The sequence below is a fragment of the Actinomadura roseirufa genome (assembly GCF_900659635.1).
In the GTDB taxonomy this organism is placed as follows: domain Bacteria; phylum Actinomycetota; class Actinomycetes; order Streptosporangiales; family Streptosporangiaceae; genus Spirillospora; species Spirillospora roseirufa.
Genome location: NZ_CAACVB010000016.1, coordinates 48,763 through 63,520 on the forward strand (window position 1 = coordinate 48,763; position 14,758 = coordinate 63,520).

Here is a 14,758-nt window from a genome sequence, read left to right on the forward strand (position 1 = left end):
CGCCCGCTGGACGCGCCGAGGTCGACGGCCGCGAAGGTCGCCTCGTTCACGCGACGACCAGCACTTCGAGCGTGCGCGGGCCGTGCACGCCCTCCACCCGGGACAGTTCGATGTCGCTGGTCGCGGACGGTCCGGACACGAACGTCAGCGGCCGGAGCGGGTCGAGCCGCGCCAGCGCGTCCGGCACGTCCGGGACGATCTGCTCCGCCCGCACGACGATGAGGTGGTAGTCGGGCACGAGCGACAGGGCGCGCGGCCCCTGGGCGGTGCCGTGGTCCAGGATGATCGTCCCCGTTTCGGCGATCGCGGCCGCGCAGCCGGTGACCGCGCCCGCGAGGCCGTCCAGCGCGGTGACCGAGGGGTCGCGGACGAGCGGAGCGCCCGCCTCGGCCACCCACTCCGGGGGCAGGTCGGACGGCACCCCGTACGATCCGGGCCGGGCGGCGAGGCGCTCGGCGAGCGTCCCCGGCACACCGGACGGCGTGACGCGCAGCACGGTCGCGCGGTAGTCGGCGACCCGCTCCGCGAACAGGTCGAGGACGTTGCCGTCGTGGTGCCGTCGCCGGTAGGCGCGGTCGATCCGGTCATAGGACGCGGCGACCTCGGCGGCCGGACGCGTCGGCGTGACCCGCTCGATCCGGCGAAGGATCTCCTCGCGCGCGCTCACCGGCCCGTCTCCTTCCGGCCGCCGTCCGTCCGGGCCCACCAGGCGCGGAACGACTCGGGCGGCGGGACGGGCGCGTCCCGCGTCTCGGTCCACGCCGACAGCGGGCCGGGAAGCCGCCGGATCCGCCCGCGGCGCGCCACCCGGCGGGACGCCGACGCCCCGCGCTGGGCGAGGGCGAGCCGGGTGGGGGAGCGCAGCGTCCACCCGGCCGCCGCCATCGCGGCCCTTTCGAGGGGATGGCGCGGCCCCTTCTCCACGGCCCGCGCCCGCAGGTGGACGAGCACCTCCGGGATGTCGATCGCGACCGGGCACGCGTCGAAGCACGCCCCGCACAGCGACGACGCGTACGGGAGGGAGGCGTCGACGTCCGACCCGATGCCCCTGATCTGCGGGGACAGGATCGCGCCGATCGGCCCCGGATACGGCGACCCGTAGGCGTGGCCGCCCGCGCGCTGGTAGACCGGGCACACGTTCAGGCACGCGGAGCAGCGGATGCAGCGCAGCGCCTGCCGGCCCACCTCGTCGGCCAGGGTCGCGGTCCTGCCGTTGTCGAGCAGGACGAGATGGAAGTCGCGGGGCCCGTCGCCCGGGTGGACGCCCGTCCAGGTGGAGGTGTAGGGGTTCATCCGCTCCGCCGTGGACGAGCGCGGCAGCAGTTGCAGGAACACCTCAAGGTCGCGCCAGGACGGGACGATCTTCTCCACGCCCACCACCGAGATCAGGGTCTCGGGGAGGGTGAGGCACATGCGGCCGTTGCCCTCCGACTCCAGGACGACGAGCGTCCCGGTGTCGGCGACGGCGAAGTTCACGCCGGACACCGCGACCTTCGCCGACAGGAACTTGGCGCGCAGATGCCGCCGCGCGGCCTCGGCGAGCGCGGCGGGGGAGTCGGTCAGCCCCTCGGGCGCGTCGTCCATCGCGCGCAGGAAGATGTCGCGGATGTCGGACCGGTTGCGGTGGATCGCCGGGACGAGGATGTGCGACGGGCGGTCGTCCCCCAACTGGACGATCAGCTCCGCCAGGTCGGTCTCGAAGGCGGTGATCCCCTCCCCGGCGAGGAACTCGTTCAGCCCGATCTCCTGCGTCGCCATCGACTTGACCTTGACGACCTCGGTCTCGCCGGTCGCCTTCACCAGGTCCGCGACGACGCGGTTGGCCTCGGCGGCGTCGCGCGCCCAGTGCACCGTTCCACCGGCGGCGGTGACCTTCTCCTCCAGGACGCGCAGGTAGTGGCCGAGGTTCTCCAGGACGTGGTCCTTGATCTGCTTGCCCGCCTCGCGGAGCGCGGGCCAGTCGTCCAGCTCGGCGACCGCGTCCGCGCGCCGCCCCCGGATCGTCGTGGTCGCGTGCGCCAGGTTGGCGCGCAGCCGGGGGTCGGCCACCGCGCGCCGCGCCGCGTCCGGAAACGACGGCATCCCGATGTAGGTCGGCATCGTCACAGCGGATCCTCCTCGGTGGACGCGAGAATCTCGGCCAGGTGGACCGTCCGGATCCCGGCGCGCGTGCGGGTGAGCGCGCCGCCGATGTGCATCAGGCACGAGTTGTCGGCCGCGCACAGCGCCTCGGCCCGCGTCTCCCGGACGGCGGTGACCTTGTCCGCGCACATCGCCGCCGACACCTCGGGGTTCTTCAGCGCGAACGTCCCGCCGAAGCCGCAGCACTCGGCCGCGTCCGGCAGCTCGGCCAGGTCGATGCCGCGGACCTCGCGCAGCAGCCGCAGCGGACGGTCGCCGGCCCGCAGCATCCGCAGCGAGTGGCATGTCGGGTGGTAGGTGACGCGGTGCGGGAAGTAGGCGCCGACGTCGGTGACGCCGAGCACGTCCACCAGGAACTCCGACAGCTCGTACACGCGGGAGGCGACCCCGGCGGCGCGTGTCGCGAGCCGCGGATGCCAGTCGCGGACCATCGCTCCGCACGACGCGGACGGCGTCACGATCGCGTCGTAGGGCTCGAACGTCTCCGCGAACCCCTTCACCAGGGGCAGGGCCTGCCGCCGGTAGCCGGTGTTCAGGTGCATCTGCCCGCAGCACGTCTGCCCGGACGGGAACTCCACGTCGTGGCCGAGCCGCCGCAGCAGCCGGACGACCGCCTTCCCCGTCCCCGGGTAGAGCGTGTCGTTCACGCAGGTCAGGAACAACGCGACTCTCACAACGCCATCCTCACAATGCCACCTTCACGACGCCGCCTCCCGCCTCGGACCGGCTCGACTCGCGGACGATCAGCTCCGGCTGGAACATCACCTGCTGGTGGGCGTGCCCCGCCGGGTCGTCGCACTCCTCCAGCAGGAGTTCGGTCGCGATCCGGCCGAGCTGGTAGGTGGGCTGCCGTACCGAGCTCAGCGGGACGGCGGCCGCCGCCGAGAACTCGATGTCGTCGTACCCGATCAGCGCGATGTCAGCCGGGACCCGGATCCCGGCCTGCAGCAGCACCCGCAGCACGCCGAGCGCGAGCAGGTCGTTCGCGCAGAAGATCGCCTCCGGCAGCGGCGGCCCGGCCTCCAGCATCCGCCGCGCCGCCTCCTGCCCGGCCCGCGCGTTCATCGCCCCGACCGGGATCTCGCGCAGCGCCTCGCGGCCGAGCCCGGCGGCGCGCAGCGCCCGCAGCGCGCCCTTGCGCCGGTCGGCGCACTGCCGCAGCACCGTCGGCCCGGTGACGAACGCGATCGTGCGGGCGCCCGCGGCCAGCAGTTCCGCGGCGGCGAGCTCGCCGCCCGCGACGTCGTCGACGGCGACCGAGCACTGGTTGGCGCGCGGCGTCGGATGGTCGAGCAGCACCACCGGGACGTTCCGCTCGCGCAGCCGCCCGGCCGCCTCGCCGTCGTCGCCGACCGGGGTCAGCAGCACGCCACGGACCTGCTGCTCGGCGAACACCCGCAGGTTGCGCAGCTCCCGCTCGTCCGACTCGCCGGACGAGGACAGGATCACCGCGTAGCCGCGCTCGCTCGCGGTGTCCTCGACGCCGCGGGCCACGTCGGTGAAGAACGGGTTGGCGAGGTCGAGGACCATCAGCCCGATCGTGCTGCTGTGCCCGGCGCGCAGCGTGGACGCCGACCCGTTGCGGACGAACCCGAGCTCGCGGATCGCGTCCTCGACCCGGGCCCGGGTCGCCTCGGCGACCCGCTCCGGCCGGTTGAGCACGTTGGACACGGTGCCCGGCGAGACGCCGGCGTGCGCCGCGACCTGTTTGATCCCGACCGTCCCGCGCGCCGCGCCGGGACGGCCGGTGCCGTCTGTGCTCACTCTGTGTGCCCCCGGTCCGATCGCCGATGTCGGCTCACTCTGGGTCATCGCATTAAAACGTGTCAACCCGTGGGCCGCCCCTCGGAGGCCGAAACGTGGTTGGCCGGTGCCGGTCGCGAACGATTTCGAGGGGCCCGCAGGCCCTTACAGCACCGGGGTTTCCAGCGATCTTGGGCGGTCCCGGCGGAAGATCGGCTCTTGACGAGTGCTCTGGCTCACATCTAGCGTCCTCCGCAACATCTTGTTAAAACGTTTTTCACCGGAACGTCCTGGACCTGCCTCCCGAGGAGGGCCCTGATGACAGCACCCGCGCGATCGGCGCCGCCGACATTGGCGCTGGTCAACGTGAGTAAATCGTTCGGTGCCGTGCGCGCCCTCCAGGACGTGACGCTGGAGCTCCACGCGGGCGAGGTGCACGCCCTGGCCGGGGAGAACGGCGCGGGCAAGTCGACGGTCGTAAAAACGTTCGCAGGCGTGCACCGCCCGGACGCGGGCGAGGTCCGCGCGGACGGCGCCGCCGTGACGTTCGGCGGCCCCGCCGACGCGCAGGCCGCCGGGGTCGCGGTCATCTACCAGGAGCCCACGCTGTTCCCCGACCTGTCAGTCGCCGAGAACATCTTCATGGGCCGCCAGCCCCGCGCCGGACTCGGCCGGATCGACCGCCGCGCCATGCACGCGGAGACGGCGCGGCTGTTCGAGCGGCTCGGGGTCCCGCTCGACCCGCGGCAGCCCGCCCGCGGCCTGTCGATCGCCGACCAGCAGGTCGTCGAGATCGCCAAGGCCATCTCCCGGGACGCCCGGGTGCTGATCATGGACGAGCCCACCGCCGCGCTCACCGGCCAGGAGGTCGCCCGGCTGTTCGCGGTGACCCGCACGCTGCGCGAGCAGGGCTGCGCGGTGCTGTTCATCTCGCACCGGCTGGAGGAGATCTTCGAGCTGTGCCAGCGGGTCACGACGCTCCGCGACGGCGGCTTCGTGGGCACCGACCTCGTCGCCGACCTCACCCCTGACGACCTCGTCCGCCGGATGGTCGGCCGCGACCTCGACGCCCTCTACCCCAAGCAGGACGTGACGCCCGGCGAGATCGCGCTGAAGGTGCGCAGGCTGACCCGCGAGGGCGCGTTCACCGACGTGTCCTTCGACGTCCGCCGCGGCGAGATCGTCGCGCTGGCCGGGCTGGTCGGCGCCGGACGCAGCGAGGTCGCCCGCGCGCTCTTCGGCGTCGACCGGTGGGACGCCGGGACCGTCGAGGTCGACGGCCGCGCCCTCCCGCCCGGCAGCCCCACGGCCGCGATGTCGGCGGGGCTCGCGCTCGTCCCCGAGGACCGGCGCCAGCAGGGCCTCGTCATGGACATGTCCATCGAGCGCAACATGGGGCTCACCCAGCTCAAGGCGCTGCGCCGCGCGACCGGGCGCGGCGGCCTGATCTCCCGCCGGGTCGAGCGGGACCGCGCCGCCGACTGGGGTCTGCGGCTCCAGCTCAAGTACTCCCGCCTCAGCGACGCCGTCGGCGTCCTGTCCGGCGGCAACCAGCAGAAGGTCGTCCTCGCCAAGTGGCTCGCGACCGAGCCCGCCGTCCTGATCGTGGACGAGCCGACCCGCGGCATCGACGTCGGCACCAAGGCCGAGGTGCACCGGCTGCTGTCGGAACTGGCCGCCCGCGACCTGGCGGTGCTGATGATCTCGTCCGACCTGCCGGAGGTGCTCGGCATGGCCGACCGCGTCCTCGTCATGCACGAGGGGCGCCTCACCGCCGAGATCCCGCGCGCGGACGCGACCGAGGAGAGCGTGATGGCCGCCGCTACGGGCCGTCCCGGCAACGGAAAGGCGGCCTGATGACCGTGGTTGCGGAGTCTCCGGCGCGGCCGGGGGCGGATGGTCCGCCGGGCGGCGGGCGGCGGCTGGTCGAGATGGCGCTGCGCGCCCGGGAACTGAGCATCCTCGGTGCGCTCGCCGTCCTCGTCGTCGGGACGACGATCGCGAACCCGCGCTTCCTGTCCGGGCAGGGCGTGAAGGACATCTTCCTCAACGCCTCGATCCTGGTGCTGCTCGCCGTCGGGCAGAGCATGGTGGTCGTCACCCGCAACATCGACCTGTCGGTCGGGTCCGTCGTCGGGCTCGTCGCGTTCAGCGCCGGGAGGTTCGCGGCCGGCGGCGACCGGAACATCGTGCTCGTGCTGCTGGTCGGCGTCGCGATCGGGCTGGTGTGCGGGCTGGTGAACGGGCTGCTCGTCAGCTTCTGCCGGGTACCCGCCCTCGTCGTCACCCTCGGCACCCTGTACGTGATCCAGGGGCTCGACTACCGGATCGCGCACGGCGACCAGATCGGCGCGGCGGAGCTGCCGTCGGCGGTGCTGAAGCTCGGCACCGACGGCGTGCTCGGCGTCCCGTATCTGCCCCTCATCACCGTGGTCGTGATGTTGGCCGTCGGGTACTACCTGAGGTCCTACTCGTCCGGGCGCGAGTTCTACGCGATCGGGTCCAGCCCGGAGGCGGCGCTGCTCGCGGGCGTCCCGATCCGCCGCCGCGTCCTCACCGCCTACCTGGTCAGCGGCGCGCTCGCGGGCCTCGCCGGGGTGCTGTGGCTCGCCCGGTTCGGCACCGTCGTCGCGGACGCCGCGCACGGCTGGGAGCTCAAGGTCGTCAGCGCGGTCGTCGTCGGCGGCATCGCCATCACCGGCGGCGTCGGCACCGTGTACGGCGCGGCGCTCGGCGCGCTGCTGCTCACCACCATCGGCAGCGTGCTGGTCGTGCTCAAGGTCGACTCGTTCTGGCAGGACGCGATCACCGGCGTCCTGCTGCTGCTCGCCATCAGCGTCGACCGGCTGCTGGCGCTGCGCGTCACACGGGCGCTGAAACAGCGCTCCCTGGAGTCCACCGTGCACAGGGAGGGACGGTCATGAGCCGCCTCGGAGGCAGGCTGCGCTGGGAGACCGCCGTCACCGCCCTGCTGGTCGCGGTGTTCGCGGGCGGCGCGGGGTTCTCGCCCGACTTCGCCAACGGCGACAACCTCTCGTTCGCCCTGGACGACCTCAGCGAGATCGCGCTGATCGCGCTGCCGATGACGCTGCTCGTCGTCTGCGGCCAGGTGGACCTGTCGGTCGCCTCGATCCTCGGCCTGTGCAGCGCCCTCACCGGCAGGCTGTGGGACGCGGGCCTGGCCATCGAGATGATCATCCCGCTGGTGCTGCTCGTCGGCGTCGGCTGCGGCCTCGTCAACGGGCTGCTCGTCACGCGGCTCGGGCTGCCGTCCCTCGCCGTCACGATCGGCACGATGACCCTCTACCGGGGCCTCGCGTACGTGACGCTGGGGACGGGCGCGATCTCCGAGTTCCCGGTCGCCTACACCGACCTCGCGACGTCGTCCGTCCCGGGCACGCCGATCCCGTACCCGATCGCGCTGTTCGCCGTGCTCGCCGTCGTGACGGCGATCGTCCTGCACGCCACCGGCGTCGGACGGTCGCTGTTCGCGATCGGCGCGCAGGAGGACGCCGCCTACTTCGCCGGCATCCGCGTGAAGCGCGCCAAGCTGGCCCTGTTCGTCGTGTCCGGGCTGGTGGCGGGGTTCGCGGGCGTCGTCTACACGCTCCGCTACGGCAGCGCCCGCGCCGACAACGGCCTCGGACTCGAACTCACCGTCATCGCGGCGGTGCTGCTCGGCGGCATCGACTTCGACGGCGGCAGGGGCACCCTCGGCGGTGTGATCGCCGCCGTCCTGCTGATCGGCCTGCTCCGCAACCTGCTGATGCTCAACGACGTCTCCACCGAGGTCCAGTCGATCGTCACCGGGCTCCTGCTCATCGTCAGCGTCCTCACACCGCGGCTGATCGCCGTGGCGCGCGAGGCACGGGGCAGACGGCGGGGCGCGCGAACCGCGGCCCCCGCCGTCGTGCCCTGACCGCTCACCCGAGCCCCCCGCCGCCACCCACCCCCGGAAGAAAGAACCTTGAGAGGCACCCTGATGACCATTCGTCTGCGCGCCCCGCGCCGGCCGGCCGCGGTCGCCACCGCCGGCGTCCTGGCCCTGAGCCTGGCCGCCTGCGGGGGGACCACGAAGGACTCCTCGTCGCGGTCCGGCAAGGGCGCGTCCGGCGGGACGGCGTCGGCCGACCCGAACGCGCCGCTGAAGAAGGGCCTCAAGCTGGCGTTCCTGCCGAAGCAGGTCAACAACCCGTACGAGACGATCGTCGACGAGGCCGGCATCGCGGCGGCGAAGGAGTTCGGCGGGGAGGCCAAGGAGGTCGGGCCGTCCGACGCGTCGGCGTCCTCGCAGGTCTCCTACATCAACACGCTGATCCAGCAGCGGCACGACGCCATCCTCATCGCGGCGAACGACGAGAACGCGGTGTGCGGGCCGCTGAAGCAGGCGCGGTCCAAGAACATCAAGATCGTCGCCTATGACTCCGACACCAACCCCCAGTGCCGCGACCTGTTCATCAACCAGGCCAGCTCGGAGGAGATCGGCCGCAGCGAGGCCAAGCTCCTGGCCGAGCAGATCGGGCAGGAGGGCGAGATCGCGATCCTGTCGGCGACGGCGAACGCCACGAACCAGAACACCTGGATCAAGTTCATGAAGGACGAGCTGGCGAAGCCCGAGTACTCGAAGATCAAGCTCGTCAAGGTCGCCTACGGGGACGACGACGACCAGAAGTCGTTCCAGCAGACGCAGGGGCTGCTCCAGGCGTACCCGAACCTCAAGGGCATCATCTCCCCGACCACGGTCGGCATCGCGGCGGCGGCCCGCTACATCTCCGCGTCCAAGTACAAGGGCAAGGTCGTCCTGACCGGCCTCGGCACGCCGGACCAGATGCGCAAGTTCGTCAAGGACGGCACCGTCAAGCAGTTCGAGCTGTGGGACCCGAAGAACCTCGGCTACCTCGCCTCCTACGCGGCGGCGGCGCTGTCGTCCGGGCAGATCAGCGGCGCGCCGGGCGAGAAGTTCAAGGCGGGCAAGCTCGGCGAGCGGACGATCGGCGCCAACGGTGAAGTGATCCTCGGCCCGCCCACCGTCTTCGACGTCAAGAACATCGACCAGTACCACTTCTAAGACTGAGAGCGGACCAGGGTGGCGTCGGGGGCGCCGTTCTTCGAGGACCTCGACGGCCGTCCCGATCAGGGGACGCGGCCGCTCCCCGAGGTCTTCCACGGCGACTGACCGGTGACCTGGCGGAGGAGAGGTCGTCGGTCAGTCGCACCGTCGGGGGTCTGGGGGTCGTCCCCCAGAGAAACAAGAGAGAGGTCAAGTGCCCGTGGTTGACACCAGCGCGGTGAAGGACGCCCTGCGCCGCCAGCAGATCGAGACCCCCTCGTGGGCGTACGGGAACTCGGGGACCAGGTTCAAGGTCTTCGCGCAGGAGGGCGTCCCGCGCACCCCGTGGGAGAAGATCGACGACGCCGCGCAGGTGCACCGGTTCACCGGCGTCGCGCCGATCGTCGCCGTCCACATTCCCTGGGACAGGGTCGACGACTACGCGGCGCTCGCCGCGCACGCCGAGGAGAGCGGGGTACGGATAGGCGCGGTCAACACCAACGTCTTCCAGGACGACGACTACAGGCTCGGCAGCGTCACCAACCCGGATCCGGCCGTCCGCCGCAAGGCGCTCGACCACCTGCTGGAAGCCGTCGACATCATGGACGCCACCGGCTCCCGCGACCTGAAGCTGTGGTTCTCCGACGGCACGAACTACCCGGGCCAGGACGACGTCCGGACCCGCCAGGACCGGATGGCCGAGGCGCTCGCCGCCGTCTACGAGCGGCTCGGCGAGGGCCAGCGGTTCCTGCTGGAGTACAAGCTGTTCGAGCCCGCGTTCTACATGACCGACCTGCCGGACTGGGGGGCGTCCTACGCGCACTGCGTGAAGCTCGGCCCGAAGGCGCAGGTCGTCGTCGACACCGGGCACCACGCGCCGGGCACGAACATCGAGTTCATCGTCGCGTTCCTGCTGCGCGAGGGGAGGCTCGGCGGGTTCGACTTCAACTCGCGCTTCTACGCCGACGACGACCTGATGGTGGGCGCGGCCGACCCGTTCCAGCTCTTCCGGATCATGTACGAGGTGGTGCGGGGCGGCGGCTACGACCCGGACTCGGGGGTCGCGTTCATGCTCGACCAGTGCCACAACATCGAGCCGAAGATCCAGGGCCAGATCCGCTCGGTGATGAACGTCCAGGAGGCGACGGCGAAGGCGCTGCTCGTGGACGGCGACGCGCTCCGCGCCGCGCAGGAGGCCGGTGACGTCCTGGAGGCGAACGCGGTGTTCATGGACGCCTACAACACCGACGTCCGTCCGCTGCTGGCGGAGCTGCGCGAGGAGATGGGCCTGCACCCGGACCCGGTCGCGGCGTACAGGGCGTCCGGCTACTTCGAAAGGGTCCGCGCCGAGCGGACGGCCGGCCAGGCGGCGGGATGGGGCGCGTGATGATCTCTCGAAGGGGCTTCCTCGGGGCCACGGCCGCGACCGGCGCCGTGCTCGGCGTCCCCGCAACGGCGCGGGCGGCGTCCGGCGGCGGGATGCGGGTGACCGCGCTCGACGTCCAGGACGCCCCGAACCCGCTCGGCATGGACGAGCCCGCTCCCCGGCTCGGCTGGCGGCTGGTCTCGTCGCGCCGCGGCGACGCGCAGACCGCCTACCAGGTCGTGGTCTCCTCCGGGCGGGACGTCGTCTGGGACAGCGGCCGGGTCGCCTCCGCCGAGACGCGCGACATCGTGTACGGCGGCCGGAAACTGGAGCCGGGCCGCCGGTACGAGTGGAAGGTGCGCACCTGGGACGCGGCGGGCGGCGCGTCGGGATGGAGCGATCCAGGCTGGTGGGAGACGGGCGTCGGCGACTGGGGGACCGGCTGGATCTGGCCGGGTTCCACCGTCCCGGTCTGGGACGACTTCCGCCTGGAGGCCGACCTCACCGTCACCGAGCTGGCGTTCGGCCTGTTCTTCCGCGCGGACGGCGGTTCCAACGGCTACATGTGGCAGCTCTCCGAGGGGTCGCTGCTGCGGCCGCACAAGCTGGTGAACGGCGCCTGGACGGTCCTGAAGAGCGTGCCGATCCCGGTCGAGCGGGTGATCGGCACGCCGCTGAAGGTCGCGATCGACGCGCGCGGCGCCACCATCCGCACGTACGTGGACGGCGCGCTCGTGGACACCCTGTCCGACGGCACGTTCGCGTCCGGCACCGTCGGGCTGCGCACCGACGGCCGCGAGGCGGGCGTGCTGCGGCGGATCACCGTCACCGGCGGCGGGCCGCCGCTCGACGACGACCTCACCGGCGGCGCGCCCTACCGGTGGAGCGCGGGCGCGGTCGCCGACGGCGAGCTGCGGATCACCAACGCGGTCGCCTTCCCCCGGCCGTACAACCCGCTGCTGCGCAAGGAGTTCACGCTGCGGGCGCGGCCGTCGCTGGCCCGCGCGTACATCTGCGGGCTCGGCTACCACGAGCTGTTCATCAACGGCGAGCGCGTCGGCGACCACGTGCTCGACCCGGCGTGGACCGACTACGCGCGCCGCGTCGGCTACGTCGTCCACGACGTCACGCACCACCTGGCCAAGGGGCGCAACGCGGTCGGGGTCGCGCTCGGGCGCGGCTGGTTCGCCGGGATGGGCACCGGGAAGATGGGGTCCGGCGATCCGGTGCCGGAGCCCGGCACCGGGTGGGACGGCCGCCAGCGCCTCCTGTTCCGGCTGGTCGCGGACGGTGCCGCGGTCGTCGGCGACGGCACCTGGAAGACCACCCCCGGCCCGTCGTACTCGGGCGCGGTCACCCCGGACACCGAGCACTACGACGCCCGGCTGGCCGTCCCCGGCTGGTCCTCGCCGGGCTTCGACGACGCGGCCTGGACGCCCGCCAGGCCGATCCGGACCGCCGGAGTCGAGGTGCGGGCCCAGGCGATCGAGCCCATCAAGATCACCGACTCGCTCCGTCCGGTGAAGATCACCAGTCCGGCGCCGGGCGTGCACGTGTACGACTTCGGCGTCAACATCGCGGGCGTCGTCCGGCTGAAGGTCCGCGGCCCGGCGGGCACCGAGGTGCGGCTGCGGCACGGCGAACGGCTCGACGCGGACGGCACCGTCCACCCCGGCGGACGCGACCAGACCGACACCTACGTGCTGAGCGGAAAGGGCACCGAGATCTGGCAGCCGTCGTTCAGCTACAAGGGCTTCCAGTTCGTCGAGGTGCGCGGCTACCCGGGCACACCGGGACGCGACGCGCTGCGCGCCCTGCGCCTGCACACCGCCGTCGCCGACACGGGCCGCTTCACCTGCGCGAACGACCTGCTGAACCGGATCCACGAGGCCGCGCGCTCCACCCTCCTCAACAACCACGTCTCGGTGCCGACCGACGGCTCGATGGAGGAGAAGCTGCCGTGGACGGGCGACGCGGGCCTCATGGAGGACTCCGCCTTCGCCAACTTCGACATGCGCCGCTTCTACACGAAGTGGCTCACCGACATCCGCGACACGCAGGGCGAGGACGGCGACATCGCCTCGTGGGCGCCGCAGCCGCGTCCGGGGTTCCGTCCGCCGTCGCCGTCCTGGGCGAACCAGTACGTCGCGACCGTGTGGAACCTGCACCGGTACTACGACGCGTCCTGGGCGCTGGCCGAGTACTACGACTCGCTCGACCGGTACGCCGCCTACGAGGCGAGACGGCTGGACGGCAGGGGCCTCAGCACCGACGAGTGGGGCGACTACAACGCGCCGTCCGCGCAGAACGCCGCCGTGAACGCGCTGATGGGCACCGCGTACGTGTACCGGACGCACGTCCAGCTCGCCGAGATCGCCGCCGAACTGGGCAAGGACGCCGACGCGCGGCGCCTGCGCGGCAAGGCCGCCGAGCTGTCCCGCGCGTTCAACGCCGCGTACCTGGACTCCGGGCGCGGCCTGTACCGGGCCGACGACGCCTACCGGCAGACGCCGAACGTGCTGGCGCTGGCGTTCGGGCTGGTGCCGTCCGAGCACGTCGACGCGGTGGTGGCGAACCTGGTGCGGGACGTGGCCGAGACCCGCGACGGCCACCTCGACACCGGCGTGCTCGGCACCAAGTATCTGCTGCCGGTGCTGTGCGACCACGGCCACGCCGACCTCGCCTACCGGGTGGCGACGCAGACCACCGAGCCGAGCTGGGGGTTCTGGTTCGCCAACGGCGCGACGTCGCTGTGGGAGATGTGGCACCTCGGCTCGCGCTCGCGCGGCCACGGCTTCCTCGGCACGGTCGACGAGTGGTTCTACCGGTACGTGGCGGGGATCGAGCCGTCCGCGCCCGGGTTCCGGCGGATCCTGATGCGCCCCTGCCTGCCCGCCGGGCTGGCCGGCGCGGAGGCGTCGATCGACACGGTCCGCGGCCGCGCCGCCGTGAGCTGGCGGCGGGACGACGGGCGGCTGGCGTTGCGGGCCGAGGTGCCGGTCGGCGCCGTGGCCGAGGTGCGCCTGCCCGCCGGCGCCGTCGCGCTGGACGGCGCGCGGCCGCTCGGCCCCGGCCGCTTCGAGGCGGGTCCGGGCGAACATCGATTCCAGGTGAGGAGAGGCCGATGACGGGCAGTCCGCCCGAGGTCAGGCAGTTGATCGAGCGCGCGCACGCGCTCGGGTCCGACCCGCGCAACACCAACTACGCGGGTGGGAACGCCTCCGCCAAGGCGGTGGTGGAGGATCCGGTGACCGCGTCGCCGGTCGAGCTGATGTGGGTGAAGGGCTCCGGCGGCGACCTGGGCACGCTGGCCGAGGACGGGCTCGCCGTCCTGCGGCTCGACCGCCTGCGCGCGCTCGCCAACGTCTACCCGGGTGTCGAGCGCGAGGACGAGATGGTCGCCGCGTTCGACTACTGCCTGCACGGGAAGGGCGGGGCGGCGCCGTCCATCGACACCGCCATGCACGGCCTCGTGGACGCCGCGCACGTGGACCACCTGCACCCCGACTCCGGCATCGCGATCGCGACGGCGGCGGACGGCGCGGAGCTGACCCGGCGGATCTTCGGCGGCCGGGTGGCCTGGGTGCCATGGCGGCGCCCCGGGTTCCAGCTCGGCCTGGACATCGCCGCGATCAAGGAGGCGAACCCGGGGGCGATCGGCGTGATCCTCGGCGGGCACGGCGTCACCGCGTGGGGCGCCACGAGCGAGGAGTGCGAGGCGAACTCGCTCGACATCATCCGCACCGCCGAGACCTACATCGCCGAGCACGGCGGGGACGACCCGTTCGGCGAGGTGATCCACCCGGCGCTCCCGGCCGAGGAGCGGCGGGCGAGGGCGGCGGCGCTGTTCCCGCTGCTGCGCCGGCTGGCCTCCACCGACCGTCGGCAGGTCGGGCACTTCACCGACTCCGGCACCGTGCTCGACTTCGTCGCCCGCGCCGAGCATCCGCGGCTCGCCGCGCTCGGCACGTCCTGCCCGGACCACTTCCTGCGCACCAAGGTCGCGCCGATGGTCCTCGACCTGCCGCCGGACGCCCCACTCGACGACGTCAAGGCGCGCCTCCGCGAACTGCACGCCGCCTACCGCGAGGACTACGCCGCGTACTACGAGCGGCACGCCACCCCCGACTCGCCGCCGATGCGGGGCGCGGACCCGGCGATCGTGCTCGTCCCCGGCGTCGGCATGTTCTCCTTCGGCGCGGACAAGCAGACCGCGCGCGTCGCGGGCGAGTTCTACGTCAACGCGATCAACGTGATGCGCGGCGCGGAGGCGCTGTCGTCCTACGCGCCGATCCCGGAGGCGGAGAAGTTCCGCATCGAGTACTGGGAGCTGGAGGAGGCCAAGCTCCGCCGCAGGCCGCGGCCGAGGCCGCTGGCGGCGCGGGTCGCGCTGGTCACCGGCGGCGGGTCCGGGATCGGCGCGGCCACCGCCCGCCGCCTCGCCGCCGAGGGCGCCT

The 14,758-nt window shown here is 72.8% G+C and carries 11 protein-coding genes; 7 read left to right on the forward strand and 4 right to left on the reverse strand.

Annotation, left to right across the window (positions count from 1 at the left end; genetic code table 11):
* Positions 1-46: 46 nt before the first annotated feature.
* The 4 genes from E1291_RS05835 to E1291_RS05850 are packed head-to-tail and all read right to left on the reverse strand — an operon-like array spanning position 47 to position 3,906.
* Complete coding sequence (locus E1291_RS05835; RefSeq protein WP_131736647.1) at positions 47-667, reverse strand: LutC/YkgG family protein; 621 nt, start codon at positions 665-667, stop codon at positions 47-49.
* On the reverse strand, positions 664-2,082 hold the full coding sequence (locus tag E1291_RS05840) for a LutB/LldF family L-lactate oxidation iron-sulfur protein (protein WP_207400582.1): 1,419 nt from the start codon (positions 2,080-2,082) through the stop codon (positions 664-666). The genes E1291_RS05835 and E1291_RS05840 overlap by 4 nt, the downstream gene beginning before the upstream one ends.
* A 20-nt stretch (positions 2,083-2,102) precedes the next feature.
* A complete protein-coding gene (locus E1291_RS05845; protein WP_131736649.1) occupies positions 2,103-2,816 on the reverse strand; it encodes a (Fe-S)-binding protein in 714 nt (237 codons plus the stop codon).
* 10 nt (positions 2,817-2,826) lie between these two features.
* Entirely contained in the window at positions 2,827-3,906 is a 1,080-nt protein-coding gene (locus E1291_RS05850) for a LacI family DNA-binding transcriptional regulator (RefSeq protein WP_242613966.1), read from the reverse strand.
* Between the two features lie 297 nt (positions 3,907-4,203).
* On the opposite strand from E1291_RS05850, the gene E1291_RS05855 reads away from it, so the two are divergent.
* The 7 genes from E1291_RS05855 to rhaD form a co-directional block, all read left to right on the forward strand.
* Positions 4,204-5,742, forward strand: a complete 1,539-nt coding sequence (locus E1291_RS05855) for a sugar ABC transporter ATP-binding protein (protein ID WP_131736653.1) — start codon at positions 4,204-4,206, stop codon at positions 5,740-5,742.
* Entirely contained in the window at positions 5,742-6,809 is a 1,068-nt protein-coding gene (locus tag E1291_RS05860) for an ABC transporter permease (RefSeq protein WP_131736655.1), read from the forward strand. The genes E1291_RS05855 and E1291_RS05860 overlap by 1 nt, the downstream gene beginning before the upstream one ends.
* A complete protein-coding gene (locus tag E1291_RS05865; protein WP_131736658.1) occupies positions 6,806-7,804 on the forward strand; it encodes an ABC transporter permease in 999 nt (332 codons plus the stop codon). The genes E1291_RS05860 and E1291_RS05865 overlap by 4 nt, the downstream gene beginning before the upstream one ends.
* Positions 7,805-7,867: 63 nt before the next feature.
* A complete protein-coding gene (rhaS, locus tag E1291_RS05870) occupies positions 7,868-8,953 on the forward strand; it encodes a rhamnose ABC transporter substrate-binding protein (protein ID WP_131736660.1) in 1,086 nt (361 codons plus the stop codon).
* A gap of 202 nt (positions 8,954-9,155) precedes the next feature.
* Entirely contained in the window at positions 9,156-10,322 is a 1,167-nt protein-coding gene (gene rhaI, locus E1291_RS05880) for an L-rhamnose isomerase (protein WP_131736681.1), read from the forward strand.
* A complete protein-coding gene (locus E1291_RS05885; protein WP_131736662.1) occupies positions 10,322-13,429 on the forward strand; it encodes an alpha-L-rhamnosidase in 3,108 nt (1,035 codons plus the stop codon). The genes rhaI and E1291_RS05885 overlap by 1 nt, the downstream gene beginning before the upstream one ends.
* Positions 13,426-14,758: bifunctional rhamnulose-1-phosphate aldolase/short-chain dehydrogenase (rhaD, locus tag E1291_RS05890; protein WP_131736664.1), on the forward strand; the 1,333-nt coding region annotated here is incomplete at its 3' end. The genes E1291_RS05885 and rhaD, both read left to right, overlap by 4 nt.